The sequence below is a fragment of the Streptomyces sp. NPDC026377 genome (assembly GCF_055567715.1).
Window position 1 is genome coordinate 463,793 of sequence record NZ_JBVHPV010000001.1, and the last position, 22,916, is coordinate 486,708.

Below are 22,916 nucleotides of genomic sequence, written 5' to 3' on the forward strand. Positions count from 1 at the left end.
GTGCCGCCCAGTCGCCCGGGCGGCACATCGCGCCTGCCCGTCAGCGGGGGCCGAGGGTCCAGCGGGGGCCGCCGGGGCTGTCCTCGACGACCAGACCGGACTGGGTCAGCTGGTCGCGGATGGCGTCCGCGGTGGCCCAGTCCTTGCGGGCGCGGGCCGCCTCGCGCTGTTCGAGCACCAGCCGTACGAGCGTGTCGACGGCCCCGTGCAGGTCTTCCCCGCGGTCCGCCTCGCCCGCCCAGTGGGCGTCCAGCGGGTCAAGACCGAGGACGCCGAGCATGGCGCGGACCTCGGCGAGGCGGGCGACGGCCTCTTCCTTGTCGTCGGCGGCCAGCGCGCTGTTGCCCTGGCGGACCGTGGTGTGGATGATCGCGAGCGCCTGCGGGACGCCCAGGTCGTCGTCCATCGCCTCGGCGAACGCGGGCGGCACCTCGGCGGCGGGCTCGACCACGCCCCCCGCCTTCTCGACCACGCGCTGGACGAAGCCCTCGATGCGCGCGAACGCCGACTCGGCCTCGCGCAGGGCCTCCTCGCTGTACTCGATGGTGGAGCGGTAGTGCGGGGTGCCCAGGTAGTAGCGCAGCACGATGGGGCGCCACTGCTTGACCATGTCGGAGACGAGGACCGAGTTGCCGAGCGACTTGGACATCTTCTCGCCGGACATGGTCACCCAGGCGTTGTGCATCCAGTACGCGGCGAAGTCGTCGCCGTACGCCTTGGCCTGGGCGATCTCGTTCTCGTGGTGCGGGAAGATCAGGTCGCGGCCGCCGCCGTGGATGTCGAAGGCGCTGCCCAGGTACTTGTGGGCCATCGCCGAGCACTCCAGGTGCCAGCCGGGACGGCCGCGGCCCCAGGGCGTCTCCCAGTCGGGCTCGCCCGGCCTGGACGCCTTCCACATGGCGAAGTCGCGCGGGTCGCGCTTGCCCGCGACGCCCTCGTCGGGCTGGCGCAGGTCGTCGATGTCCTGGTTGGACAGCTCCAGATAGCCCGGGAAGGAGCGCACGTCGAAGTAGACGCTGCCGTCGGCCTCGTACGCGTGACCGCGCTCGATCAGACCGCGCATCATCTCGATCATCTCCGGGACGTGCCCGGTCGCGCGCGGCTCATAGGTCGGCGGCAGGCAACCGAGAGCCTCGTAGCCGTCGTTGAAGGCGCGCTCGTTCTCGTAGCCGATCGACCACCAGGGGCGGCCCTGTTCGGCCGACTTCGCGATGATCTTGTCGTCGATGTCGGTGACGTTGCGGATGAACGTGACGTCGTAGCCGCGGTACTGGAACCAGCGGCGCGCGATGTCGAAGTCGAGGTAGGAGCGGACGTGCCCGATGTGCGGGGCGGCCTGCACGGTCGCGCCACAGAGGTAGATCGAGACACAGCCCGGCACGAGCGGGGTGAAATCACGGATCTGCCGGGCGCTGGTGTCGTACAGGCGAATAGTCACGGGTCCAGGGTAGTGGGCCCGTGGCGGTGCCCCGCGACCCTTGGGCCACGGGGCACCGAAGTGTGACAGAAGCTTTTCCGGCGGGCTCCTGGCCGGGCGTCCGCCGGGTTTCCGGCCGCCGCCGGAACGGATTCACCCGGTCCGGTACACCAGCGCCGTGGCGATCGCGGCGAGGCCGTCACCGCGGCCGGGGAAACCGAGGCCGTCGGTGGTGGCGCCGGAGACCGAGACCGGCGCGCCGACCGCGTCGGAGAGCACCTTCTGCGCCTCGTCGCGCCGCTTGCCGATCTTCGGGCGGGGGCCGACGACCTGGACGGCAATATTGCCGATGCCGAAGCCCGCGGCCCGGACGATCCGGGCCGCCTCGGTGAGGAGGGTGACACCGGAGGCGCCGGACCACTCGGGGCGCCCGGTGCCGAAGTGGGCGCCGAGGTCACCGAGGCCCGCCGCCGAGAACAGCGCGTTGCAGGCGGCGTGCGCGACGACGTCGGCGTCGGAGTGGCCCGCGAGGCCGGGGCCCTCGCCCTCCCAGAGCAGGCCCGCGCACCACAGCTCGCGGCCCTCCTCGAAGGCGTGGATGTCGGTGCCGATGCCGACCCGCGGAATCAGCGGAATCACCGGGACCGGCGGGGGAGTGGCGGGGGCCGTGGGCGCCGGCGTCGGGTCAGAAGCCATCGTTGGCCCTCCTGCGCGCCAGGACCGCCTCGGCCAGCACCAGGTCCAGCGGGCGGGTCACCTTGAAGGCCTCCTCGTGGCCCGGCACGACCACGACCTTCAGGCCGAGCCGCTCGACCATGGACGCGTCGTCCGTGACCTCGCCGCCGACGCTCTCGTGGGCGCGCACCAGGGTGGCGCGGTCGAAGCCCTGCGGGGTCTGGACCGCGCGCAGCCGGGACCGGTCGGGCGTGGCGAGCACCGGCTCGGGGGCGCCGTCGGTGTGCGGCTCGACCTCCTTGACGGTGTCGGCCAGCGGCAGCGCGGGCACGACGGCCGGTGCCCCGTCCCGTACCGCCTCGATCACCGCGTCGACCGTGTCGACCGGCACCAGCGGGCGGGCCGCGTCGTGGACGAGGACCACGTCGATGCCGGGCGGCAGTGCCTCCAGGCCCCGGCGCACGGACTCCTGGCGGCTCCCGCCCCCGGGCACCACGACGAAGTCGGTCCTCTCCGGCAGGGCGTGCTCGGCCAGCAGATTCCTGACCTCGGTGGCGCCCTCGGGCGGGGCCACGACGACGACGAGCGAGACGGCGCGGGAGGCGGCCATGGCCCGGACGGCGTGGATGAGCATCGGCGTGCCGTTCAGCGCGCGGAGCGCCTTGGGGGCGCCCGGGCCGAGCCGCACGCCGCGGCCGGCCGCGGGGATCACGGCGGCGGTGCGGAGAACGCGCGTTTCCTCAGACAAGGTTTGTGTCCTTCGGCGACATGGGTATGGCCTCAGCAAGCCGGGCGCGACGCCCCTGACCGGCCCTTCCGTGACGACCGGTCGTGCGCTCTGCCCGGCGCGGCGAGCCGCTGCGGGTGCCGTGGGCGTACGAATGATGTCCGAACATGCCGCAGCGCCCGGCGACACAACAGTAGGGTCACTGCTGGTCAGCGGGCACCGCGGCAATTACTGGCCGCCCGGGGGGCGCAGGCCCCCGGAGCCGGCCGGTGTCAGGACGCGAGAACCTCGTCGAGGAGGGCCTCGGCCTTGTCTTCGTTGGTGTTCTCAGCGAGGGCCAGCTCGCTCACCAGGATCTGCCGCGCCTTGGCGAGCATGCGCTTCTCACCTGCGGAGAGTCCGCGCTCGCGCTCACGGCGCCACAGGTCGCGCACCACTTCGGCGACCTTGATGACATCGCCGGAGGCGAGCTTCTCCAGATTCGCCTTGTAGCGACGGGACCAGTTCGTGGGCTCCTCCGCATACGGTGCGCGCAGCACCTCGAAGACCCGGTCCAGCCCGTCCTGCCCGACCACATCGCGCACGCCTACGAACTCCGCATTGTCCGCGGGTACGCGTACCGTCAGATCGCCCTGGGCGACCTTGAGCACCAAGTAGGTCTTGTCCACGCCTTTGATCTGGCGAGTTTCGATGGCCTCGATCAGCGCGGCCCCGTGATGGGGATAGACCACGGTGTCGCCAACCTTGAACGTCATGTGACAGGTACCCCTTCCGTGGCTATCCAGAGTAACACGAGAACAGCCTGTTCTGAATGGCGTTTTCGCAGGTCAGGGCATATCTCGGGGCTTGACAACAGCAACAGGAACGTGCTGCGGAGGGCTCGCGGGAAGGGGTATTCGCAGGTCGGAGCGGCTGTTCGGGGGCAGGGAAACATGCCCGTCACACTCTTCGCAACCCCCTTCCGATGCCCCGAACATCCCGGTTTGTCGGGTTCCAAGCGGTGAACTTCCACTGCGCCGTTCGGTGATCGGTCACCCGTTCGGCGGGACCCCGGCCTTTTCGCGAATTGATCACCGGGGGCGGGCCGGGAGGTTTTCGGCAAGGAATACGTGGCGGTCCGGGGAATTGATCACCGGTGATATGTGAACGCCGCGGGAAACGCCGAGATCAGAGCGGGTGCGGAGGTTCGGAGGAGGTTGTGGGGAGAGTTGTGCGGGCGCGCTCGGCGGGTGCGCCGGGAAGGGCGTACGACTCCCGGCGCGGCGCACCGGCGCACAGGGGCGGGTCGGGTGCGGGCTCGCCGCGACGGCTCGGTAACCTGATCCAGCTGACACAGACTTTGCCGTCCTTTAGATGTCCTTACGTCCAAGGAGTTGCCGCCGCCGTGAGCCGCAGCCTTCGACGCGGCGCCCTCGCCGCCTCTGCCATCGCGTTCTCGCTCGCCTCCCTCGCCGCCTGCTCGGCGGGCAACGACGCGCAGACGCTCGAAGTGAAGCCGGACAACGCCGCCGTCAAGGTCGGTGACATCAAGATCCAGAACGCGACCGTCCTGACGCAGCCGAAAGCGGACGCCCCCGGGCCGGCCGTCATCGCGGCGACGCTCTTCAACAACGGCGACAAGCCGCAGACGCTCGACGCGGTCAAGCTCGCGGCCGCCGGCGCCACGGTGAAGCTCTCCCCCGCCAAGGGCCAGAAGGGGCTCACCGTGCCCCCGCACGGCTCGCTGATCCTCGGCGGCAAGGACAACGCGTCCGCCGTCGTCGAGAACGGCAAGGAGGCCGCCAGGAACGGCGACGCCCAGCCGGTCACCTTCCAGCTGAGCAAGGCCGGCGACGTGACGCTGCGCGCCTTCGTGGTCCCCTCCACCAGCTACTTCGAGGGCTATGGCCCCAGCGAGCTCCCCAAGCCCCCGGCGGCCACCCCGGGCGCGCCGGGCGCGTCCGCCTCGCCGGAGGCCGGCACCACGCCGGGCGCCACCGCGAGCGGCAAGCCGTCGGGCAAGCCGTCGAACACCCCGGCCAAGGGCAAGCCGTCCGGCGCCGCGAGCACGGGTGCGGCGCACTGACGTACCCGTACGCACGAGGAGGGGCCCCGGACAGACGTCCGGGGCCCCTCCTCATTGCGCGGGGTGCGGCGCGTGTCTACGGCTCGAACTTGTAGCCCAGCCCCCGCACCGTCACCAGGTACCGCGGCGCCCCCGGGTCCGGCTCGATCTTGGCGCGCAGGCGCTTGACGTGGACGTCGAGGGTCTTGGTGTCGCCCACGTAGTCCGCGCCCCAGACCCGGTCGATCAGCTGCATACGGGTCAGGACGCGGCCCGCGTTGCGCAGCAGCATCTCCAGGAGGTCGAACTCCTTCAGCGGCAGGTCGACCTTGCCGCCGGAGACCGTGACCACGTGGCGGTCCACGTCCATACGGACCGGGCCCGCCTCCAGGGCCGCCGGGGTGACCTCCTCGGGCTCGCCGCGCCGGCGCAGCACCGCGCGGATGCGGGCGACGAGCTCGCGGGAGGAGAAGGGCTTGGTGACGTAGTCGTCGGCTCCTATTTCGAGGCCCACGACCTTGTCGATCTCGCTGTCCTTGGCGGTGACCATGATCACCGGGACGTTGGAGCGGCCGCGCAGCTGGCGGCAGACCTCCGTGCCGGGCAGCCCCGGCAGCATCAGGTCGAGCAGCACGAGGTCGGCGCCGTTGCGCTCGAACTCGTCAAGACCGTCGGGCCCGGTGGCCGCCACGGCGACCTCGAAGCCCTCTTTGCGGAGCATGTAGGACAGTGCGTCGCTGAACGATTCCTCGTCCTCGACGACGAGCACTCGGGTCACGGAAGGACCTCCGGGGCAGGGGGCACAGTGGTGGAGTCGTGCGCGATGGGGAAGGTGTCGTACGGCGGCTCGTCGACGGCGTCGTCGTCCGGGCCCGCCGGGTCGGATGCGGCGCGGTCCCGGACGGCGCCGGCCTCCGGCAGCCTCAGGGTGAAGGTGGAGCCCTGTCCCTCGGAGCTCCACACCGTGACCTCCCCGCCGTGCGAGGCGGCCACGTGTTTGACGATGGCCAGGCCCAGGCCCGTACCGCCGGTGGCGCGGGAGCGTGCCGGGTCGACGCGGTAGAAGCGCTCGAAGACGCGCTCGCGGTCCTTCTCCGAGATGCCTATGCCCTGGTCGGTCACGGCTATCTCGATGAGGTCCCCCCCGGGCGCGGCGACGCGGCGGCCCGCGATGCCTACCCTGGTCCTGGCCGGGGAGTAGTTGACGGCGTTCTCGACGAGGTTGCCGAGGGCGGCGGCGAGCTGGCCGCGGTGGCCCCAGACGTACAGGTCCGCCGTGCCGCCCGCGGCCATGGTGATCTGCTTGGTGGAGGCGGTGTGGCGGGAGCGGTCGATGGCCTCGGCCACCAGCTCGTCGACCCGGACCGGCTCGGCGTCGTCCAGCGGGTCGTCGTTCTGCACCCGGGAGAGGTCTATCAGCTCCTGGACCAGATTGGTCAGCCGGTTGGCCTCGATCTGCATCCGGCCCGCGAAGCGGGTGATCGCCACGGGGTCGTCCGAGGCGTCCATGACGGCCTCGGAGAGCAGGGAGAGCGCGCCGACCGGGGTCTTGAGCTCATGGCTGACGTTGGCGACGAAGTCGCGCCGGACCGCCTCGATGCGGCGCGCCTCGGTGAGGTCCTCGACCAGGAGCAGCACGAGCCGGGAGCCGAGCGGGGCGACCCGGGCGGAGACCGCCAGCGCCTCGCCCCGGCCGGTGCCCCGGCGCGGCAGGTCCAGCTCCACCTGCCGTATCTCGCCGTCCCGCCGGGTGTCGCGGGCCATGTGGAGCATCGGCTCCACGGCCAGCTTGCCGCCCCTGACCAGCCCCAGGGCGTACGCCGCCGAGCTGGCCTTGACCACCGAGTCGCTCTCGTCGAGGACCACCGCCGAGGAGCGGAGCACCGAGAGCACGGTGTCCACGCCGGGCGGCAGGACCGCGTCCGTGTGCAGGGATGTCCGGGTGGGCCGCGCCTGGTCGCGCTCGCTCCAGCGGAACGCCAGCATGGCGATGACGCCGGTGCACAACCCGGCGATCGCTGCAGCTGCGGCGACCGCCGCGTTCACGTCCATGCCTCCAGGTTATGCGGGTGCGCCGACACTCTCCCAGCCATCCGGGGGCCTGCTCGAACGTTCGTCGCCCAGAGTTCACCATGGTGATAGTGCTGGTTCACTTGGTGTGGCCGAATCGGACGCGTAACCCACGGAGCGTGGGAGCGTGGGGGCCGCGGCATCCCCTGCCTCCCCCGGAGTCATAGCCCGGAGTCATCGAAAGAGGGACACCCATGCGGGACGCGTACCACGAGGAACTTGACTCGATCGGCGAGGGCCTGGTCGAGATGGCCCGCCTTGTCGGGTCGGCGATCGGGCGCGCCACGACGGCCATGCTCGACGCCGATCTGAAGCTCGCCGAGAGTGTGATCGCCGCCGACCAGAAGGTCGACGACCTCCAGCACGACCTGGAGGCGCGGGCGATAGCCCTGCTGGCCCGCCAGCAGCCGGTCGCCACCGACCTGCGGATCGTGGTGACCTCGCTGCGGATGAGCGCGGACCTGGAGCGCTCGGGCGACCTGGCCCAGCACGTGGCCAAGCTGACCCGGCTGCGCTACCCGGCCCGGGCGGTCCCGCACGACCTGCACGCCACCATCCTTGAGATGGGCCAGCTGGCCCAGCGCCTGATGGCGAAGGCCGCCGAGGTGATCATCACCAAGGACGTCGACCTCGCGCTCCAGCTGGAGCAGGACGACGACGAGATGGACCTGCTGCACCGCTCGGTCTTCCAGCACCTGATGGACGACCGCTGGAAGCACGGGATCGAGACGGCCGTCGACGTGACGCTGCTCGGCCGCTACTACGAGCGGTTCGCCGACCACGCGGTCTCGGTCGCCAAGCGGGTCGTGTACCTGGTCACCGGCGAGCACGCGGACGAGCTCCAGCCGCCGGTGCAGGTCGAGACGCACCCCATCGAGGGCGCTGCGGGCGTGTAGCGCCGTCCTCGGGACGTCCCGGAGCACGCACGGCGCGCGAAGGGGATGCCGCGCGCCGTTGATGCGCCTGCCCCGGTGGGCATCCAATGGGGAGAGGTGCGCGTGTACCCCCAACCCCGGGAGGGACCATGACCGAGACCCCGACCCCCGCCCCCGCAGCCTCGGGCTGCTCCTGCGGCCCCGGCTGCCAGTGCGGCTGCCAGTCGGGCGGCGCCTGCCAGTGCGGCGGCGGCTGCTGAGGAAGCGATACGGGAAGGGCCCCGTCCGGCTGCCGGACGGGGCCCTTCGCGCGGTGCGGGCAGGGAGTGGTTACTTCTTCTTGCCCTGGTTCTTGACCGCCTCGATCGCCGCCGCCGCCGCGTCCGGGTCGAGGTAGGTGCCGCCCGGCTTGACCGGCTTGAAGTCGGCGTCGAGTTCGTAGACGAGCGGGATGCCGGTCGGGATGTTCAGGCCCGCGATGTCGGCGTCGGAGATGCCGTCGAGGTGCTTGACCAGGGCGCGCAGCGAGTTGCCGTGCGCCGCCACCAGGACCGTGCGGCCCGCGAGCAGGTCCGGGACGATGCCGTCGTACCAGTACGGCAGCATGCGGACGACGACGTCCTTGAGGCACTCCGTGCGCGGGCGCAGCTCCGGCGGGATCGTCGAGTAGCGCGCGTCGTCCGACTGGGAGAACTCGGTGCCGTCCTCCAGGGCGGGCGGCGGGGTGTCGTACGAGCGGCGCCACAGCATGAACTGCTCCTCGCCGAACTCGGCGAGCGTCTGCGCCTTGTCCTTGCCCTGGAGCGCGCCGTAGTGGCGCTCGTTCAGGCGCCACGAGCGGTGCACGGGGATCCAGTGGCGGTCGGCGGACTCCAGCGCCAGCTGGGCCGTGCGGATCGCGCGCTTCTGGAGGGAGGTGTGCAGCACGTCGGGGAGCAGGCCGGCGTCCTTGAGCAGCTCACCGCCGCGCGCCGCCTCCTTCTCGCCCTTCGCGGTGAGGTTGACGTCCACCCACCCGGTGAACAGGTTCTTCTCGTTCCACTCGCTCTCGCCGTGGCGGAGGAGGATCAGCTTGTACGGTGCGTCGGCCATGCGTCCGAGCGTAATCGACGCGCGCGGGCCCTCGCGCGCGTGGGCGCCGAGCCGCCGGGGGCGTCTCGGCAGCTGGACGATTGACGGTCGCCGTCAAATGAGTGGCGGCCGCGCGCCCCGGAATCGTAAGTTGCCGTTATCGCCAGCACCACTTACACCGATCGGTGCTGTCCGTTCGTCGCTCCGGGGGGAAACCGATGTCCGTCGCCAGTGTCAGGCGTGCCGCACGAGAGAGCGTCTCGGGGCTGCCCCGGGAGTTCTGGTGGCTGTGGACGAGCACGCTGATCAACCGGCTCGGGGCCTTCGTCGCCACCTTCATGACCCTGTACCTGACCCATGAGCGCGGCTACTCCGCCTCGTACGCGGGCCTGGTGGTCTCCCTGCACGGCCTGGGCGGCGTCGTCTCCTCGCTCGGCGCGGGCGTCCTGACCGACCGGCTCGGGCGGCGCCCCACGATGATGATCGCGCAGACGGCGACGGCCTTCTCGGTGGCGCTGCTCGGCTTCGTGACCGACCCGGCGGCGATCGTCGCGGTGGCCTTCCTCGTCGGCATGGCCTCCAACGCCTCGCGCCCGGCGGTGCAGGCGATGATGGCGGACATCGTGAGGCCCGAGGACCGGATGCGGGCCTTCTCGCTCAACTACTGGGCGATCAACCTCGGGTTCGCCGTCTCCTCGGCGGGCGCCGGCTTCATCGCCCAGCACAGCTATCTGGCGGGCTTCCTGGGCGAGGCCGCGCTGACCCTGGTCTGCGCGGTCCTGGTCTTCCTCAAGCTGCCCGAGTCCCGCCCCGAGGCGGCCGCGACCGCACGGGAGAAGGACCGCGAGCCGGAGATCGGCCTCGGCACGGTCTTCCGCGACGGCCGCTTCATGGGCGTGGTCGGCCTCTCCTTCCTCATCTCCCTGATCTTCCAGCAGGGTTACGTCGGCCTGCCGGTGGCGATGGGCGCGGACGGCTTCTCCAGCGCGGACTTCGGTCTGGCGATCGCGGTGAACGGCGTCCTCATCGTCGCCCTGCAGATCCCGGTCACCCGGGCCATCGAGCACCGCGATCCGCGCCGGCTGCTGATCGTCTCGGCGCTCCTGGCGGGATACGGCTTCGGGCTGACCGCGTTCGCCGGTTCGGTGGCGGTGTACGCGCTGACGATCTGCGTCTGGACGCTGGCCGAGATCGTCAACTCTCCCACCCAGACCGGCCTGGTGGTGCGCCTCTCCCCCGTCCAGGGCAGGGGCCGCTACCAGGGCGTCTACACGATGTCCTGGTCGGTGGCGGCCCTGGTCGCCCCACTGCTGTCCGGGTTCGTCGTCGACAACTTCGGCGCGGACTGGCTGTGGGCCGCCTGCGCGGTGCTGGGAACGGTGGCCGCGGCGGGGTACGCCCTGCTGATGCGCGGCCTCGCGGACGACCAGGACGTGGTGGCCGGCGTCAGCGCCCCGGAGCCCGCCGAACCTCGTACAGGTTCCACGGACGGCCAGCAGGTGGTGGCCCGGGCCGGCGCCCCGGAGCGCGCCGAACCGCGTACAGGTTCCGTGGTCTGACGGGCCCGGGGGCACCCGTACGCCCCCGGGCGGGTGCGCGGGCCCCCGGGGCGCGGGGAACTGCGCGAGCAACCCGCCACCACCCGCGGACGACCCCCGGGCACCCTGCGGAGCTACCCCTTGGGCCGGGTCAGGCTCTTGAACGCGTCCAGGTTCCGCGTGGACTCCCCGCGCGACACCCTCCACTCGTACTCCCGCCGGATCGCCGTCGCGAAGCCCAGTTCCAGCAGGGTGTTGAAGGAGCCGTCCGCCTCCTCCAGGACCGTGCCGAGCAGCCGGTCCAGCTCCTCGGGCGTGACCGAGGAGAGCGGGAGCTTGCCAGCGAGGTAGACGTCGCCCAGCTGGTCGATGGCGTAACCCACCCCGTACAGGCGGAGGTTGCGCTCCAGGCACCAGCGGTGGACGCCCGTCGCGTTCTCGTCGGGGTGGCGGACCACGAAGGCGTTCACCGACAGGGAGTGCCGTCCCAGCCGCAGCGAGCACGTCGTGGACAGCTTCCTCGTGCCGGGGAGCTTCACCACGTACGAGTCCGGCTCGGGGGACTCCCACTCCAGCTCCGCGTCCTTGAGGTACGCGTCGATCACCGCGCGTGCGTCAGCCATGGTGCGAGCGTACGCGACGGCGGTGTTCCTGCATGGCGGCGGTGTAGACGTCGGCCGTGGCCGACGCGGCCGTCCCCCAGCCGAAGGACTCGGCGTGCCGGGCCGCCGCCGCGCCCATCCGGTCCGCCAGCGACGGGTCGTCCACGAAGCGGCGCAGGGCGCGCGCGTAGTCGGCCGGGTCGTGGCCGGGCACCAGGAAGCCGGTCTCGCCGGAGCGCACCGCGACCGGCAGACCGCCCACCGAGGCCGCCACCACCGGCGTCCCCGCCGCCTGCGCCTCGATCGCCACAAGACCGAAGGACTCGCTGTAGGAGGGCATGACCAGGACCGACGCGGCCCGGAACCAGTCGGCGAGCCGGTCCTGGCCCACCGGCGGGTGGAAGCGGACCACGTCCGAGATGCCGAGCCGGGCCGCCAGCTTGTGCAGCCCCTCCGGTTTGGCCAGACCGCTGCCCGAGGGGCCGCCTATCACCGGCACCACCAGGCGCGAGCGCAGCGACGGGTGCTCGGTGAGCAGCACCGCCACCGCCCGTAGCAGGATGTCGGGGGCCTTCAGCGGCTGGATGCGGCCCGCGAAGAGCGGGATCAGGGCGTCCTGGGGCAGGCCGAGCCGGGCCCGGGCCGCCGCCCGCCCGTCCCCGGGGCGGAAGCGGTCGAGGTTCACGCCGGGGTGGACGACCGCGACCTTGCCGGGGTCGGCGTCGTAGAAGCGGACGAGCTCGTCGGCCTCCTCGGCGGTGTTGGCGATCAGCCGGTCCGCCGCGTCCACGATCTGCGTCTCACCGATCACGCGCGCGGCGGGCTCGGGCGTGTCGCCCTCGGCGAGCGCGGCGTTCTTGACCTTGGCCATGGTGTGCATGGCGTGCACCAGCGGCACGCCCCAGCGCTGGGCGGCGAGCCAGCCGACGTGGCCGGAGAGCCAGTAGTGGGAGTGGACGAGGTCGTAGTGGCCGGGCCGGTGGCCCGCCCAGGCCTGCATCACGCCGTGGGTGAAGGCGCACAGCTGGGCCGGCAGCTCCTCCTTGGCCAGGCCCTCGTACGGGCCCGCGTCCACATGGCGTACGAGCACGCCCGGCGCCATCTCGACCGTGGGGGCGAGGCCGCCGGTGGTGGCCCGGGTGAAGATCTCGACCTCGATGTTGATCGCGGCGAGCCGTTTGGCGAGCTCCACGATGTAGACGTTCATCCCGCCCGCGTCGCCCGTACCCGGCTGGTGCAGGGGGGAGGTGTGGACACTGAGCATGGCGATCCGGCGCGGTCTTCGGTGGGCACCGGGGAGCCGGAGCCGGGGCGGCCCCGCCAGGGTGCCGGTGAACCGGGACACGTACTGGCTCACGTCGACGTCCTCTCGGCCGGGAAGGCGGGTGGCGCTGCGGGCTGGGCATGCTCCTGGAGGGCACGTGGGCGCCCTCAATGACCGGTAACCACCGGAACCCTTCCTTTCATTTCCGCTTCCCCGCTCTTTTGCCGAAAACTTGCCCACCGGGCCGCCGCCCGGCACGTCCTTCCCCGGCGCCTACCCTCGTCGTATGGCTCCACCCAAGCGACCCGTCGGCACCGTCACGCGCGGCACCACCAATCCCAACCGGCTGCGCCGCATGGACCGCTGGATCGCCGAGGTCCACGGGCCGGCGCTGCGCCGCGCGCAGGCGCCCGTCGCGGTGGACCTGGGGTACGGGGCGGCCCCCTGGACGGCCGTCGAACTGCTCCAGCGGCTGCGCACCGCCGCGCCCGCCGTCTCGGTGGTGGGGATCGAGATCGACCCCGCCCGGGTCGCCGCCGCCCAGCCGTACGAGAGGGACGGCCTCTCCTTCCTGCACGGCGGCTTCGAGGTGCCGCTGCCCCGCCCGCCGCTGCTGATCCGGGCGGCGAACGTGCTGCGGCAGTACGAGGAGGGCGAGGTGGCGGCGGTGTGGGCGCGGCTGTGCGGGCGGCTGGCGGAGGGCGGGCTGCTCGTGGAGGGCACCTGCGACGAGATCGGGCGGCGGCACGTGTGGGTGGCCCTCGACGCCTCCGGCCCGCGCACGGTGACCTTCGCGACCCGGCTCGGCTCCCTCGACCGCCCTTCCGACCTCGCGGAACGGCTGCCGAAGGCGCTGATCCACCGGAACGTGCCGGGCGAGCCGGTCCACGCCTTCCTGCGCGACTTCGACCGGGCGTGGGCGGCTGCGGCGCCGTACGCCTCGCTGGGCGCGCGGCAGCGCTGGATCCGGGCGGTCCGGGACCTGGCGGCGGACTGGCCGCTGCGGGACGGGCCCCGGCGGTGGCGGCAGGGGGAGGTCACGGTGGAGTGGGGGGCGCTGGCGCCGCGGGGGTGAGGGGCGGGGGCACGCCCCGGGCGCTCCGGGGGCGGCTGACCTCGCACGGGTGAATCCGCGAGCGGATCGCCGCCGGGGGGAACGCACCGCCCCTTCCGTTCGTCCCACACGCGGGGGGTGACCCGTGAGGTAGCCGTCCGCCCCTGTCGTTTTGGGGGACGGCATGGCACCATCACGACGTCGCCAGAATGTTACTGACGGTAAATCACCTACCGTATTGCCTGGTGTTGTCCGGTTGTCCGGAGGGGGAGACTTAGTGCAGCCGCGCCGCTTGGCCACCGCGATCACCGTGGTGTGCGCCCTGACCGTGCTCGCGATGCCGGCGACGGCGTTCGCCGCGCCCAATCCGACGCCGGATCCGACCGCGTCGACCGCTCCCCCGGCCGGCCCGCCCGCGTCCGCGGAGCGCCTGGAGGACGTGCGCAAGCAGGTGGACGAGCTCTACCGGCAGGCGGCGGTCGCGACCGAGGCGTACAACCAGGCCCAGGAGCAGACCAAGCTCCAGTCCGCCGAGATCGTCAAGATCGCCCAGGAGATCGTCAAGGGCGAGGAGCGGATCAAGCGGCTCCGCGACCAGGCGGGGGCGACGGCCCGGCTCCAGTACCGCACGGGTGGGCTCCCCGCCGGTGCGCAGATGATGCTCAGCGGCAACCCGGAGAGCTTCCTCGACGGCGCCGACCGGCTGCGCCAGGGCCAGCAGGCCGCCCAAGGCATGCTGGCGGAACTGAGGCGTACGCAACAGGACTTGGCGCAGTACTCCAAGGACGCCTCCGCCCAGTGGAAGAGGCTGGAGGCGAACCGGGTCAAGAAGGAGACCGCCAAGAAGGAGATCACCGAAAAGATCGCGGCCGCCGAGAAGCTGGAGTCCCAGTTGGAGGCGAAGGAGCGCGAGCGCCTCGCCGAGCTGGAGCGCAGGCAGCAGTACAGGGCGCAGACCGACTGGCTCGGTTCGGGGATACTGAAGGAGATCAACGGCAGCGCCAGCGAGCAGGGCCGCAGGGCGGTGAGGTTCGCCACCGACCAGGTCGGCAAGCCGTACGTGTGGGGCGCCGAGGGGCCGCGCGCGTTCGACTGCTCGGGGCTGACCTCCCAGGCGTGGCTCGCGGCGGGCCGCGGTATCCCGCGCACCTCGCAGGAGCAGTGGGCGCGGCTGCCGCACGTCGCCGTCAAGGACATGCGCCCGGGCGACCTCATCATCTACTTCGCGGACGCCACCCATGTGGGGATGTACATCGGCGACGGCGCGATCGTGCACGCCCCCCGGCCCGGCCGCAATGTGACGGTCGCGGGCGCGGGCACCATGCCGATCCTGGGAGTGGTCCGCCCGGACAAGTAAGGCAATGTGGCATATGCCATGAGCCATTTGCCGAACAGTCACCGAACGCCATTCCGCTGTGCGGCCCACTGCGGCTAGGGTCCCGGACTGGCGGCAACGCAGCCCGGCGTTCCGCGGCGCCCTCGGGAGGAGGGAGACCGGAACGATGCCCGCACCGCACCAGGAGTCCCCCCACACGCCCCGGGGAGGACCGGACGCACCGGTCCCGCCCGTCTCGGCCGCCGCCGGCCCAGCGGCCCCCGCCCCTGCCTCTGCTCCTGCCCCCGTCCTGCCGGGGACGCGGGTGCCCGCCGCACCGGCCGGCGCGAGCGCCCCGGACGCCCTCGGGGGCACGGGCCGGGCCGTCCCGTCGGCCGCGCCGCACCCGGGCGGCGCGAGCGGTCCCGGGCCCGGGGGGAGCGCCGTCGGCGCCGCCCCGCAGCCCGTCACCGCCCTCAACCTGCTCGTCATCGAGGACGACCCCGGCGGCCCCTTCACCGTCTCCGAGCTGCTGCACAACACCGGGACCCGGGTCCGTATCCGTACCGCGCGCAATCTCACCGAGGCCGAGCGGCTGCTCACCGACGACGTGAACTGCATCCTCCTCGACCTCGCCCTGCCCGGCCGCGACCCCGACGACGAGCTCGCGGCGCTGCGGCATCTGCTGCGCCTCGCGCCCCGGCACCCGGTCCTCGCCCTCACCGCCTCCACCCACGCCGAGCGCGCCGCCGAGGCCGTCCGCGTCGGCGCGCAGGACTACCTCTTCCGCGACGAGCTGGACGGCCGGCTGCTGAGCCGCGCCATCCGGTACGCGGTGGAGCGCAAGCGCGCCGACACCGCGCAGTACAAGCTCGCGGAGTCCCGGCTGCGCGCCCAGGAGAACGCCCGCCTGGAGCGCGGGCTGCTGCCCACGCCCCTGCTGGAGGGCTCCGAGCTGCTCTTCGCCGCCCGCTACCGGCCGGGCCGGTCCCGCGCCCTGCTCGGCGGCGACTTCTACGACACCGTCCGCACCCCCGACGGCACTGTCCACGCCATGATCGGCGACGTCTGCGGCCACGGCCCGGACGAGGCCGCCCTCGGCGTCGAACTGCGCATCGCCTGGCGTGCGTTGACGCTGGCGGGCCTGAGCGGCGACGCGCTCCTGGCGACGCTTCAGCAGGTCCTGGAGCACGAGCGGGACGACGACGAGATCTTCGCGACGCTCTGCACGGTCGACATCGCACCGGACGGCCGCCGCGCCGACCTCAGTCTGGCGGGACACCCGGCCCCGCTGATCGCCCGCGCGGACCGCCCCGCGGGCCTGCTCGCGTACGAGAGCGGGGGCCCGGCGCTCGGCCTGCTGCCGCAGACCCACTGGCCGCGCCGCCGGGTCGAACTGGGCGAGGTGTGGAGCCTGTTGATGTACACGGACGGCCTGATCGAGGGCCGCACGGGCGTCGGCAACCAGCGGCTGGGCCAGGAGGGGATGACCGACATGGTCAACCGTCTGCTGACCGAGGGGCTGCGCGGCGAGTCACTGCTGGAGGCGGCGGTCACCGAGGCCCGCGAACTCAACGGCGGCGAACTCACCGACGACGTGGCGGTGGTACTGCTGGAACGGGCCCGGCCGGGCGCCTGACCCGACGGGGCCCGCAGGGTCAGGGCAGGGCCGGGGCAGGGCCAGGAACAGCCGCCCCCCGCCGGCGGCCTGGCCGCCGCCGACGAGGCGGTCGGCCCACCGGCGGTTGGATGGGAAGCGGACCGCGTCCGAGATGCCGAGCCGGGCCGCCTGCCCGCCCGCCGTCTACCGCCCGCCCTCTACCGGCCGCCGTTGTACGGCCCGTACGGACCGTCACTGCTCGATCCGCCGCGACGGCCGCCGCGCCCGCGCCCCCCACTGATCTGCCGGACCGCGGGACGGACGTCCACGATGTAGACGATCACCGCCACCGCGCCGATGACCGGCAGGAACGAGAGCACCGGGAACAACACGCTGACCAGCAGCGCGATGGAGAGGATGATCAGCCAGAACGGCTTGGTCTGCTTGTCCACCGCACGGAACGCGTCCTCCCGGCGGAAGGCCGCGTCCACCAGCGCGAACAGGCTCAGTGCGGTCAGGGCTGTGCTCAGCAGCCACATGAACCCCGTGAATCCCTGCATCAGCACGGTCGTCCACCACCTCTTCCGGGATCGTCCCTACGCGGCCAAGGTACCCGTCCAACGTGGCGGACACCGAAAGGGTGCCCGCCGCCGCGGACCCGGATCACTCGGAGGGCTTGGCCGTGCTCTTCTTGGCCGTGCTCTTGCGCGCGGTGGGCTTCTTGGCGGACGCGGACGGGGCCTCGGAGGCGGCCACGGACGGGGAAGCGGACGCCGGCTCGCTCGCGGCAGCGGCCGGAGCGGGCGAGGCCACGGGCACGTCGGCCGCTACACCGGCCCCAGCCCCGTTCTCGGACGGCGCCGACGCGGGCGCGGGCGCCGAACCCTCGACGGCCCCGGCGACCTCCAAGATCTCCTCGGCGGCCTCGCCGCGCCACTTCTTGACGGCGGCCTGACCGTGCTCGGCCACCTTCTCGTACCCCTCGCGGCCCTTGACCAGCGACTCGAACGCGAGGCCGACCGCCTGGAGCGCGAGGTGCTGGACGGAGTCGCCCAGCTTCTTCACATCGCCGTCGAGCGCGCCGACGACCTCGGTCACCTTGGCGGTGACCACGGCCTGCGCCTCCTTGGCCCGGTCGACAACCTTGTCCTGGACGGCCTTGGGGTCGGTCCTGCGTACGGCCTCCAGCCGCGCCGGGACCTCGTTCTGGATCCGCTCGACCAGGCCCGGGATCTTCTCCGGGACCTTCGCGGCCTGCTTGGCGCCGAGGTCGAGCGCCCCGGCGACGAAGAAGAGGGGCTTGGGGTCGGTCAGGGCATTACGCAGCTCATCGGTGACAGCCATGCTGGTTTCCTCCCGGATCGGTACGTGGGTCAGCTCGTGGGAGCCGAGGCGGCATCGCCCGTGTCGCCGTTCTCGCCGTTCTCACCGAGCCCGGGGCCCTCGGCCGGAGCAGGCGCGTCCGCGTCGAACCCGTTCTCCTTGCGGAAGGACGCGTAGATCTGGATCAGCACCTGCTTCTGCCGCTCGTCGAGCGAGGGGTCGGCGAGGATGGCACTGCGTGTCCCGGCCGCCTCCGGCTCGCGTTCGTCGAGGATCCCGGCCTGCACGTACAGCGTCTCGGCGGAGATCCGCAGCGCCTTGGCGAGCTGCTGGAGGATGTCCGCGCTCGGCTTGCGCAGCCCGCGCTCGATCTGGCTCAGATACGGATTGGACACCCCGGCGGCGTCCGCGAGCTGCCGCAGCGAGAGCTGCGCGGAACGCCGCTGCTCGCGCAGGAACTCGCCGAGATTGCCGACGTTGAGCGATGCCATGCCCCGATACTGCCCCCTCGTTGCTAACTATTGCAAGCGACTGCTTGCAATAGTGTGCCGCGCCACTTCCGGGGCATGGCCGCCCCGCCTCAGACCCGGCTCGCCTCCACATCCAGTGTGATCTTGATGGTGTCGCCGAGCGCCGCGCCCGTCGCGCCGCCGGTGACGCCGAAGTCCTTGCGGCTGAGCTGGGTGGTCGCGGAGAAGCCCGCCACCGAGCGGCCCTCGTACCCCTTGCCGAAGCCGTTCAGCTCCAGGTCGAGGGCGACGGGACGGGTGACGCCCCGTACGGTCAGCTCGCCGTCGAGGAGGAAGCCGTCACGGCCGCCGCGCCGGACCCCGGTGGAGCGGAAAATCATCTCGGGGTACTCCTCCGCGTGCAGGAACTCCTCCGACCGTATGTGGGCGTCCCGCTGGTCGTGCGCCGTGGAGACCGACTTGGTCCTGATCGCGGCGCGGACCGAGGACTCCAGCGGGTTCTCGGCGAGCGTGATCTCGCCGTCGAAGTCGTCGAAGCGGCCGCGCACGTTGGCGATGCCCAAGTGCCGTACGGAGAAGGCGATCTCGGAGTGGACCGGGTCGATCGCCCAGGTGCCGGTCTCGTAACCGGGCAGGTCGGCGGCCGAGACGGCCGACTCGTCGGCGGCGGATGACGGGGAGGAAGTGGCGGACATGCTGGTGACCCCCTGAGGACGGAAGCGTCGAGTGGTGGAGTGCGCGCGTCGCCGTGCGCCGCCCCGCGCCCCCGCGCGGGGCCGGCCTCACCCCGCGTAGGGCTCGGCCTCGTGCTTGAACCATCGACAACATAGTGAGTCGGAGCCACCCATGCATCCAACTCCCGCATGGAATCGGTGTGTTGGAGCGTGTTGCCGGACTTTCGGACGGATCGGGACCGCTTACCGCAGCGCGTCCGGCAGCGGTTCGCTGTGCAGGATTTCGAGCCGGGACACCGCCCGCGTCAGCACCACGTACAGCCGGTGCGGGCCGCGCTCCTCCGCCGCCGCGATCGCCGCCGGTTCCACGGCCACCACATGGTCGTACTCAAGGCCCTTCGCCATCGTCGCGGGCAGCACCGTCACCCGGGCCGCCGCCGTCAGCTCGTCCGGCTCCGCCGTCGCCAGGCCCGCCGCCGTGAGGGCCGCGCGCAGCTCCGGTACGTCCGCGTCGCGCGCGATCACGCCCACCGAACCCTCGTGCGCGAGCGCCGCCCGTACGGAACCGGCGAGCGCGGCCCGTACGTCCTCGACCCGGCGCACCGCCAGCTCCCCGTCCCGGCGCAGCGAGCGGGCCGGCGGTACGGCGACGCCGAGCGTCCCGAGCAGGCGGTTGGCCACGGCCACGATCGCGGCCGGGACCCGGAAGCCGGTGGTCAGCGGGACCACCGGGGTGTCCGGCTTGCCCAGGTGCGCGAGGTGCCCGGGCCAGTCGCGGGCCGCCCACGGCGTGGTGCCCTGCGCGAGGTCGCCCAGCACGGTCAGCGAGCCGAAGCCGGAGCGGCGGGCGACGGCCCGGCACTGCATGGGGGAGAGGTCCTGGGCCTCGTCGACGACGATGTGGCCGTATCCCCGGGGGCGTTCGATCAGGCCCGCGAGCTCGTCGAGCAGGATCTGGTCGGCCGCCGACCACGAGGCCGACTTGTACGAGCGCGGCGCCCGGCTCCACAGCAGGCGCTTCTGCTCCTCGGCCGTCAGTACCCCCTCGGCGGCCGCCGACAGCGTGTCCGGGTCGGCGAACAGCGCCGCGAGCACCTCCTCCGGCGTGACCTTGGGCCAGGCCGCGTCGACGAACGCGGAGACGGGGCGGGCCCGCGAGATCCGCTGGAGCCAGGTGCTGCTCATCGGCCCGGCCCGGCGCTCGGCCTCCAGCTGGATGACGCGCACGGCGCGGCTGCGCACCCGCTCGCGGCCCACCGCGTACGGGGGCGCCTCGGCCCGTACCTCCTCCACGATCCCCGCCAGCTCGCCGCCGGTCACACGCCAGCGGTAGGAGCCGTCGGGCACCTCGACCGCCTCGAACCGCCGGGACGGGCCCGCCACCCTGGCGTACAGCGCCCGGTGCAGCACCCGCGCCATCCGGGCGTCGTGCTTGAGGACCGCCGCGGCCTCGTCGTCGACGGCCCGCACGGGGGTGCGCGCGACCTCGTCGTCGACCGTGGACTGCCGGATGTCGATCTCGCCGAGGGCAGGCAGCACCTGGGCGATGTAGTGCAGGAAGGTCCGGTTGGGGCCGAGGACCAGCAGACCGCCGCGCTGGATGCGCTGCGGATGGGTGTAGAGCAGATACGCGGCCCGGTGCAGTCCGACCGCCGTCTTGCCGGTGCCCGGGGCGCCCTGGACGCACAGGGACCGGCCGAGCTCGGAGCGTACGAGGTCGTCCTGCTCGGGCTGGATGGTCGCGGCGATGTCGCGCATGGGGCCGACGCGGGGGCGCTCGATCTCCGCGGCGAGGATGCCGCCGGGCGGCCCGTCCGTCCCATCCAACCCGTCCGCCCCCTCCATCCCCTCCGCCCCGGCGGGCCCCGCCTCGCCCAGCCGCTCGTCCTCCAGGCCGGTGAGGTCCTCGGGGGCGCCGTGGCTGCCCGGGGCCCAGCCGAAGCGGCGGCGCACCGCGACGCCGAGCGGGTCGCGGGCGCCCGCCTGGTAGAAGGTCCGCGAGACGGGCGCCCGCCAGTCGACGACGAGCGGGGGCGCCCAGGGGTGCTCGCTGACGCGGCGGCGGCCGATGTAGTAGCGCTGCCCCGCGTGGTCGCCGCGGTCCTCGCCGTCCTCGAAGTCCAGCCGCCCGAAGAACAGCGGGCTGCCCGGATCCTGCCGCAACTCCTTGGCCCAGCTGCGCAGTTGGTAGCCGAGGACTTCCGCGTCCGCGCCGGAGGCGAAGGCGTTCTCGCCGGTCACCACCCGCTCGTCCGCGCCCTCGGCCATGGCGGCGAGGGCCGCGCGGCAGGCTTCGTGGTAGGCCCGTTCCCGGCTGAGTTCGCGGTCGAGTGGCGTCATGCCGTTAAGCGTAACGCAACTCGGTCACATTCTTTACCCGGTAACGAAATTAGCCACCGAGGCAGGCTCTCCCGGACCTCAGGCGTACCGCCCCAGCCCCTCCCCCAACTGCGCGAACGCCTCTTCCGCCGCCTCCACCGCGCCCCCGTACACCTCATCGGCGCTCTCGCCGGACTGGATGCGGCGCCAGTTCTCCTCCGCGAGGATCCGCTGCACGGCGACGATCTGCCCGGCCGCGAGGCGCGCCCCGATGTCCGTGCCCAGAGCCGCCGCGAGCGCGCCCTCGGCCCGGCTCTGGTAGGCGAACAGCCGTGCCACCAGGCTGGGCGTGCCGTAGAGCAGCCCGTGGTAGGCGCGCACCCGGGGGTCGTCGTTCAGCCCGGTCACCGGGTCCCGGCCGTCGAGCCCCGCCAGGAAGTGGCGGCGCAGGGCGGGAAGCGGCGCGAGCCCCTCCGTACGTCCCTGGGCGACCACGCGGGCGGCCTCGTCCTCGTGGTCGGAGAACCGGTGCAGGGCGAGGTCCTCCTTGGCCGGGAAGTAGCGGAAGAGGGTCGGTTTGGAGATCCCGGCGGCGGCGGCCACCTCCGCGACCGGCACGTTGGCGAAGCCCTTCTCCAGGAAGAGGGCGATCGCCACGTCCGAGACGGCCTGGTACGTCTGCTGCTTCTTCCGCTCCCGCAAACCCATGGGGTGAGCGTACGGGGGAGGCGGGGCGGCCCGGGCTTGACCTCAACCGCGCTTGAGGCCGAAGACTCCGGATCGAGGAAGCGCTCCGCCGCTTCCGGCGGCTTCGACGAACGACGGGACGGGTGAGCGGCATGCGCGTGGCGCAGGTGGAGGAGTTCGGCGGTCCGGAGGTGCTGGTTCCGGTGGAGCTGCCGGATCCGGTGGCCGGACCGGACGAGGTGGTGGTCGCGGTCGACCACATCGACACGCTCTTCGTGCAGACGCAGATACGCGGTGGCGCGTTCGGCGAGTACTTCGACGTCCGGCCGCCGTACGTGCCCGGCGGCGGCTTCTCCGGCACGGTGACGGCGACCGGGACGCAGGTCGACCCGGCGCGGTGGAGGGGGCGCCGGGTCATCGCCGCCGTCGACGCGGGCAGCTACGCCTCGCTGGCGGCCGTCCCCGTCGCCCACCTCGTCCCGGTCCCCGAGGGCCTGGGCCTGCGGGAGGCGGCGGCGCTGGTCCACGACGCCGTGACCGCGTCGGCCCTGCTGGACCTGACGGCCCTGAAGGCGGGCGAGACGGTCCTGATCACAGGGGCGTCCGGCGGCATGGGCACGCTCCTGGTGCAGCTGGCCCGCGCGCGGGGCGCTCGGGTGGTGGCGGTGGCACGGGGGGAGAAGAAGCTGGCACTGGTACGGGAGTTGGGCGCCTACGAGGCCGTGGACGCGGCGTCCCCCGACTGGCCGGGCCGGGCGGCCGAGGTGCTGGGCGGGGCGGGCGCGGACGTGGTCCTGGACGGCGTGGGCGGCGAAGTCGGCGCGGCTGCCTTCCCGTTGACGGCTGAGGGCGGCCGCTTCTCGGCCCATGGCGCCCCCACGGGCCACGGCTTCGCGGCGATCCCCCCGGAGGAGGCCCACCGCCGCTCGATCACGGTGCTGGGCATCACCGATGTCCAGCTCCCCCCGTCCCGCCGGGTGACCCTGGCCACCCGAGCCCTGGAGGAGGCGGCGGCGGGGCGGCTGCGCCCGGTGATCGGGGCTGTGTATCCGCTGGAGCGGGCGGGGGAGGCGCATGGGGCCATCGAGGGACGGGAGGTTCTGGGGAAGGTGCTGCTCGGGGTGTAGGGGTGGGGTGGCCCCCCGGGGCCCGACGGGGGGCCTGGGGTTGAGTGGCTGGGGACGCGGGGAG

22 protein-coding genes are annotated in these 22,916 nt (G+C 72.7%); 7 read left to right on the top strand and 15 right to left on the bottom strand.

The features are described from left to right. Positions 1-40 precede the first annotated feature (40 nt). The 4 genes from cysS to ACZ4MU_RS01935 form a co-directional block, all read right to left on the bottom strand. Positions 41-1,438 carry a cysteine--tRNA ligase gene (gene cysS / locus ACZ4MU_RS01920; protein ID WP_467869726.1) on the bottom strand — a complete coding sequence of 466 codons (1,398 nt, stop codon included), beginning with the start codon at positions 1,436-1,438 and terminating at the stop codon, positions 41-43. A gap of 132 nt (positions 1,439-1,570) precedes the next feature. Continuing rightward, positions 1,571-2,113 (bottom strand): 2-C-methyl-D-erythritol 2,4-cyclodiphosphate synthase, encoded by a 543-nt coding sequence (ispF, locus tag ACZ4MU_RS01925; protein WP_467869728.1) that lies wholly within the window; start codon positions 2,111-2,113, stop codon positions 1,571-1,573. Next, positions 2,103-2,840 (bottom strand): 2-C-methyl-D-erythritol 4-phosphate cytidylyltransferase, encoded by a 738-nt coding sequence (gene ispD, locus ACZ4MU_RS01930; protein WP_467869730.1) that lies wholly within the window; start codon positions 2,838-2,840, stop codon positions 2,103-2,105. The genes ispF and ispD overlap by 11 nt, the downstream gene beginning before the upstream one ends. Before the next feature lie 251 nt (positions 2,841-3,091). Further along, entirely contained in the window at positions 3,092-3,574 is a 483-nt protein-coding gene (locus ACZ4MU_RS01935; protein WP_003953493.1) for a CarD family transcriptional regulator, read from the bottom strand. 629 nt (positions 3,575-4,203) lie between these two features. On the opposite strand from ACZ4MU_RS01935, the gene ACZ4MU_RS01940 reads away from it, so the two are divergent. After that, positions 4,204-4,884, top strand: coding sequence for a copper chaperone PCu(A)C domain-containing protein (locus tag ACZ4MU_RS01940; protein WP_467869732.1), 681 nt, complete (start codon positions 4,204-4,206; stop codon positions 4,882-4,884). 76 nt (positions 4,885-4,960) lie between these two features. On the opposite strand, the gene phoP is transcribed toward ACZ4MU_RS01940, so the two are convergent. Continuing rightward, positions 4,961-5,632: a two-component system response regulator PhoP gene (phoP, locus tag ACZ4MU_RS01945; protein ID WP_465270246.1), complete on the bottom strand. Its 672-nt coding sequence runs from the start codon at positions 5,630-5,632 to the stop codon at positions 4,961-4,963. 5 nt (positions 5,633-5,637) lie between these two features. After that, positions 5,638-6,915, bottom strand: a complete 1,278-nt coding sequence (gene phoR / locus ACZ4MU_RS01950) for a two-component system sensor histidine kinase PhoR (protein WP_467869734.1) — start codon at positions 6,913-6,915, stop codon at positions 5,638-5,640. Between the two features lie 212 nt (positions 6,916-7,127). Here phoR and phoU point away from each other — a divergent pair, with 212 nt between their 5' ends. Then, complete coding sequence (gene phoU, locus ACZ4MU_RS01955) at positions 7,128-7,829, top strand: phosphate signaling complex protein PhoU (protein WP_467869736.1); 702 nt, start codon at positions 7,128-7,130, stop codon at positions 7,827-7,829. Positions 7,830-8,138: 309 nt separating this feature from the next. Here phoU and ACZ4MU_RS01960 read toward each other — a convergent pair whose 3' ends face one another. Next, the gene (locus ACZ4MU_RS01960; protein ID WP_467869738.1) at positions 8,139-8,900 is read right to left on the bottom strand and encodes a phosphoglyceromutase; all 762 of its coding nucleotides are present in this window, start codon (positions 8,898-8,900) and stop codon (positions 8,139-8,141) included. A 197-nt stretch (positions 8,901-9,097) separates the two neighbouring features. On the opposite strand from ACZ4MU_RS01960, the gene ACZ4MU_RS01965 reads away from it, so the two are divergent. After that, the gene (locus ACZ4MU_RS01965; protein ID WP_467869740.1) at positions 9,098-10,438 is read left to right on the top strand and encodes an MDR family MFS transporter; all 1,341 of its coding nucleotides are present in this window, start codon (positions 9,098-9,100) and stop codon (positions 10,436-10,438) included. A 113-nt stretch (positions 10,439-10,551) separates the two neighbouring features. Here ACZ4MU_RS01965 and ACZ4MU_RS01970 read toward each other — a convergent pair whose 3' ends face one another. Together ACZ4MU_RS01970 and mshA are read right to left on the bottom strand one after the other, a co-directional pair. After that, the gene (locus ACZ4MU_RS01970) at positions 10,552-11,040 is read right to left on the bottom strand and encodes a type III secretion system chaperone family protein (RefSeq protein ID WP_467869742.1); all 489 of its coding nucleotides are present in this window, start codon (positions 11,038-11,040) and stop codon (positions 10,552-10,554) included. Continuing rightward, positions 11,033-12,376 carry a D-inositol-3-phosphate glycosyltransferase gene (gene mshA / locus ACZ4MU_RS01975; RefSeq protein WP_467869744.1) on the bottom strand — a complete coding sequence of 448 codons (1,344 nt, stop codon included), beginning with the start codon at positions 12,374-12,376 and terminating at the stop codon, positions 11,033-11,035. The genes ACZ4MU_RS01970 and mshA overlap by 8 nt, the downstream gene beginning before the upstream one ends. A gap of 193 nt (positions 12,377-12,569) precedes the next feature. Here mshA and ACZ4MU_RS01980 point away from each other — a divergent pair, with 193 nt between their 5' ends. The 3 genes from ACZ4MU_RS01980 (at position 12,570) to ACZ4MU_RS01990 (ending at position 16,291) form a co-directional block, all read left to right on the top strand. Next, the gene (locus ACZ4MU_RS01980) at positions 12,570-13,358 is read left to right on the top strand and encodes a class I SAM-dependent methyltransferase (RefSeq protein WP_467869746.1); all 789 of its coding nucleotides are present in this window, start codon (positions 12,570-12,572) and stop codon (positions 13,356-13,358) included. A 316-nt stretch (positions 13,359-13,674) separates the two neighbouring features. Continuing rightward, positions 13,675-14,694 (top strand): C40 family peptidase, encoded by a 1,020-nt coding sequence (locus ACZ4MU_RS01985; RefSeq protein WP_467870602.1) that lies wholly within the window; start codon positions 13,675-13,677, stop codon positions 14,692-14,694. Positions 14,695-14,839: 145 nt separating this feature from the next. Beyond that, positions 14,840-16,291 carry a PP2C family protein-serine/threonine phosphatase gene (locus ACZ4MU_RS01990; RefSeq protein WP_467869748.1) on the top strand — a complete coding sequence of 484 codons (1,452 nt, stop codon included), beginning with the start codon at positions 14,840-14,842 and terminating at the stop codon, positions 16,289-16,291. Positions 16,292-16,470: 179 nt separating this feature from the next. Here the strand turns inward: ACZ4MU_RS01990 and ACZ4MU_RS01995 are convergent, their stop codons facing one another. The 6 genes from ACZ4MU_RS01995 to ACZ4MU_RS02020 all read right to left on the bottom strand — a co-directional run bounded on the left by ACZ4MU_RS01995 (position 16,471) and on the right by ACZ4MU_RS02020 (position 21,746). Then, the gene (locus tag ACZ4MU_RS01995) at positions 16,471-16,812 is read right to left on the bottom strand and encodes a DUF2516 family protein (protein WP_467870605.1); all 342 of its coding nucleotides are present in this window, start codon (positions 16,810-16,812) and stop codon (positions 16,471-16,473) included. A gap of 103 nt (positions 16,813-16,915) precedes the next feature. Further along, the gene (locus ACZ4MU_RS02000; RefSeq protein WP_467869750.1) at positions 16,916-17,596 is read right to left on the bottom strand and encodes a hypothetical protein; all 681 of its coding nucleotides are present in this window, start codon (positions 17,594-17,596) and stop codon (positions 16,916-16,918) included. 29 nt (positions 17,597-17,625) lie between these two features. Then, entirely contained in the window at positions 17,626-18,066 is a 441-nt protein-coding gene (locus tag ACZ4MU_RS02005; protein ID WP_467869752.1) for a helix-turn-helix domain-containing protein, read from the bottom strand. Between the two features lie 89 nt (positions 18,067-18,155). Continuing rightward, positions 18,156-18,740, bottom strand: coding sequence for a YceI family protein (locus ACZ4MU_RS02010; RefSeq protein ID WP_467869754.1), 585 nt, complete (start codon positions 18,738-18,740; stop codon positions 18,156-18,158). A 222-nt stretch (positions 18,741-18,962) separates the two neighbouring features. Then, a complete protein-coding gene (locus tag ACZ4MU_RS02015; RefSeq protein ID WP_467869756.1) occupies positions 18,963-21,059 on the bottom strand; it encodes a HelD family protein in 2,097 nt (698 codons plus the stop codon). 78 nt (positions 21,060-21,137) lie between these two features. Beyond that, complete coding sequence (locus ACZ4MU_RS02020; RefSeq protein ID WP_467869758.1) at positions 21,138-21,746, bottom strand: TetR/AcrR family transcriptional regulator; 609 nt, start codon at positions 21,744-21,746, stop codon at positions 21,138-21,140. Between the two features lie 131 nt (positions 21,747-21,877). Between ACZ4MU_RS02020 and ACZ4MU_RS02025 the strand changes: the two genes are divergently transcribed. Further along, entirely contained in the window at positions 21,878-22,852 is a 975-nt protein-coding gene (locus tag ACZ4MU_RS02025) for a zinc-binding dehydrogenase (RefSeq protein WP_467869760.1), read from the top strand. Positions 22,853-22,916: the final 64 nt, after the last annotated feature.